Source organism: Priestia sp. P5_B4 (assembly GCF_056400385.1).
The window spans coordinates 1-2730 of sequence record NZ_JBFULJ010000509.1 but is presented as its reverse complement, the minus strand read 5'-3'; the positions used below and the strand labels follow the sequence as shown (position 1 = coordinate 2730).

Sequence of the window (2730 nt, the reverse complement as noted above, 5' to 3'; positions counted from 1 at the left end):
ATCCATGAACCGTCCGTTTTGTTAATGGACGAGCCGACGGTCGGAATTGATTTGCAGTCCAAGCTTGAGATCATTCGTTATATTAAACAGCTGGCGTCAAAAGGAAAGACGATTATCTATATTACCCATGATTTGAATGAAATATTAGACGTGTGTCATCGGTTTGCGGTCTTAAAGGAAGGAAAGCTGGAATTTGTCGGCACGATGGACCAAGCGAAGGAAAAGACTGGGGAAGAGGCAGAAGAGAACGTTGTGTATAAGCTGCTGCATGATTAAGATAAAGTAATGATAAAAAAGAGCCGCTTCATGAAGAAGCGGCTCTTTCTATTATGCTTGTGTAACTTCTTGTTCTGGTGAATGACTTTCAGGCTGCACGCGTTCTTCTTCAGGAAGGGCACGTACTTCTACTTCTTTCATTTGGTGACCGTCCATTTCTTTTGCAATAAACTCGTATCCGAAAAGTTTGAACGATTCGCTTTCCTGGATATCGATATTTTGCATTAGCATCCAGCCGCCAATTGTATCGATATCGTCGTTTTCAATTTCGATATGAAGGACTTCGTTAACTTCTTCAAGCAGTACTTTTGAGTTAAAGACAAAGTGCTGATCGCTGATTTTTTGAACAAGCGGCTTTTCATCTGTATCAAACTCATCTCGAATTTCTCCAACGATTTCTTCTAAAATATCTTCAACGGTAACGATACCAGCCGTACCGCCGTACTCGTCAATCAACACAGCCATATGCGTACGTTTCTTTTGCATCGAGCGCAATAGATCTTGAATCGCTACGGTTTCAATTACTTGAATAATAGGATTCATATAAAGCTTCACGCTTTGCTTTTTTAACGCATCGTTAATTACGACATCGTTTAGAATCTCTTTGACGTTGACTAAGCCGATAATGTTATCTTTGTCTCCGTCAACGGTAACAGGGTAGCGAGTGTAGCGATCTTCTACAGCAAGCTTTAAGAAATCTTCAATGCTGTCGTCTTCAGAAACAGCTGAAATTTCTGTTCTTGGTACCATGATTTCGCGAGCAACACGGTTATCGAATTCGAAAATGTTGTTCACGTACTTATATTCAGACTGGTTAATTTCCCCGCCTTTAAAACTTTCTGATAAAATAATGCGCAGCTCTTCTTCACTGTGCGCAAGTTCATGCTCTGAAGCTGGCTTTAATCCAAACATTCCAGTTAAYAAACGGGCAGAACCATTTAGTAACCAAATGAAGGGGAACATAATTTTATAGAATAAAATTAACGGACGAGCAAACAATAACGTAACTGTTTCAGCTTTTTGAATCGCAAATGTTTTTGGCGCTAATTCACCAACGACTACGTGAACAAACGTTACAAGCGCAAATGCGATAATGAATGAAAGAATATGTGTTAAAGATGCAGCAACACCCATTTTTTCAAACAGGGGTTCTACAATCTTCGCAACAGTCGGTTCTCCCAACCAACCGAGTCCTAAAGCAGTAATCGTAATACCAAGCTGACACGCAGATAAATACTCATCTAAGTGTGTCGTCACGGTTTTAACCGCATTCGCTCCTTTTTTTCCTTCAGCAACAAGTTGATCTACCCGTGAACTACGAAGCTTCACAATTGCAAACTCTGAAGCAACGAAAAAAGCAGTGAGTACAATTAAAATCGCAAAAATAATTAAGTTAATGGTTATCAATGAATATACTTACTTTATAATGCTATAAAGTAAGTAAACACCTCCTGTAAATAATAAATTTACGACAGCAGCAGCAGTAAAGAGTGCAAAAGAGTGACGCTTTCTGGTGAGAGCCGATTCATCATTACTTTTCGATCTTCTTCATTCAGCTTTTCCATAAGCGGTGCAACTTCTTTTAAACTGTCGTTTAGTACGTAAAATTTGGATGCCAATTCGTCTTTGGAGTGGCTATTCTCGGATTGCTCTATAGAAAATAGAGAAGAAATCTCTTCAAGAGAACGGCCTTCGCTTTTTAATTTTTCAATTAAGTAAAGACGTTTCAGCGCTTCTTCGTTATAAAAGCGATAGTTAGAAGCAGAGCGTTCTGCTTTTAACAAACCAATGTTGGTATAATAGTCAACCGTGCGTTTCGTTACATGTGCCATCTCTGCAAGTTCGCCAATTTTGTATGTCGCAACCCCATCAGAATACCACCTCCTTTAACTGTGTCAACCATCACGTGATGGTTTTTATCTGCGTAACTATTTATCTTTTATCCTATCGTAATTAAGTATACGCGCGTAAGATCAAAAAGTTTCATTTTTTTATTAGCATTCAGTATATCTCAAAATAAGGTAGTTTGACAAAGATTTTATAAAAAAACTCGCTTATATTAAGCGAGTTTTTTAGTAGGATGACGTACGATAATGTGCATGCGTTCATACACATATTGAATACGTTCAGTATAATCTATGAACTCAGGGCTCATTGGAGATAGCTGATCAGCAATACGGTGCATAATAGCAGCTTCTTCTTTTAACGAATCTAAATTTTGAGTTCGGTCAATTCTTGCTTTAAATGTTAACGAAATCATGTTATTCACCTCGTTGTTATGTTACTCGTTATAAGGCGCTATGTCCGTGACTTTTATCACTCTAGTCAAAGGTGATAACGTAATTATTTGATGTTTGCCGGCATTTTGTGTAGGATGATTAGAAAAGGGTTTTTATGGGAGAATGAAATGAATTTAAAACGAATGCACCACGTAGCCATTATAGGAAGTAATTA

At 38.1% G+C, this 2730-nt stretch carries 3 protein-coding genes and 1 pseudogene; 1 reads left to right on the top strand and 3 read right to left on the bottom strand.

Annotated features, from left to right (window positions below; all coding sequences use genetic code 11):
• A pseudogene (locus tag AC1DRF_RS22115) lies at positions 1 to 276 on the top strand (ABC transporter ATP-binding protein); the annotation flags it as partial.
• A gap of 51 nt (positions 277 to 327) precedes the next feature.
• Here the strand turns inward: AC1DRF_RS22115 and AC1DRF_RS22110 are convergent.
• The 3 genes from AC1DRF_RS22110 to AC1DRF_RS22100 form a co-directional block, all read right to left on the bottom strand.
• Positions 328 to 1683 carry a hemolysin family protein gene (locus tag AC1DRF_RS22110; protein WP_013082163.1) on the bottom strand — a complete coding sequence of 452 codons (1356 nt, stop codon included), beginning with the start codon at positions 1681 to 1683 and terminating at the stop codon, positions 328 to 330.
• Between the two features lie 59 nt (positions 1684 to 1742).
• On the bottom strand, positions 1743 to 2108 hold the full coding sequence (locus AC1DRF_RS22105) for a MerR family transcriptional regulator (protein WP_013055894.1): 366 nt from the start codon (positions 2106 to 2108) through the stop codon (positions 1743 to 1745).
• 227 nt (positions 2109 to 2335) lie between these two features.
• Positions 2336 to 2536 carry a hypothetical protein gene (locus AC1DRF_RS22100; protein ID WP_013082164.1) on the bottom strand — a complete coding sequence of 67 codons (201 nt, stop codon included), beginning with the start codon at positions 2534 to 2536 and terminating at the stop codon, positions 2336 to 2338.
• Between the last annotated feature and the right edge of the window lie 194 nt (positions 2537 to 2730).

What these genes read in the sequence shown, in the direction of transcription:
- AC1DRF_RS22100 (WP_013082164.1), bottom strand. Translation starts at nt 2,536, where the DNA reads ATGATTTCGTTAACATTTAAAGCAAGAATTGACCGAACTCAAAATTTA.
- AC1DRF_RS22105 (WP_013055894.1), bottom strand. Translation starts at nt 2,108, where the DNA reads ATGGCACATGTAACGAAACGCACGGTTGACTATTATACCAACATTGGT.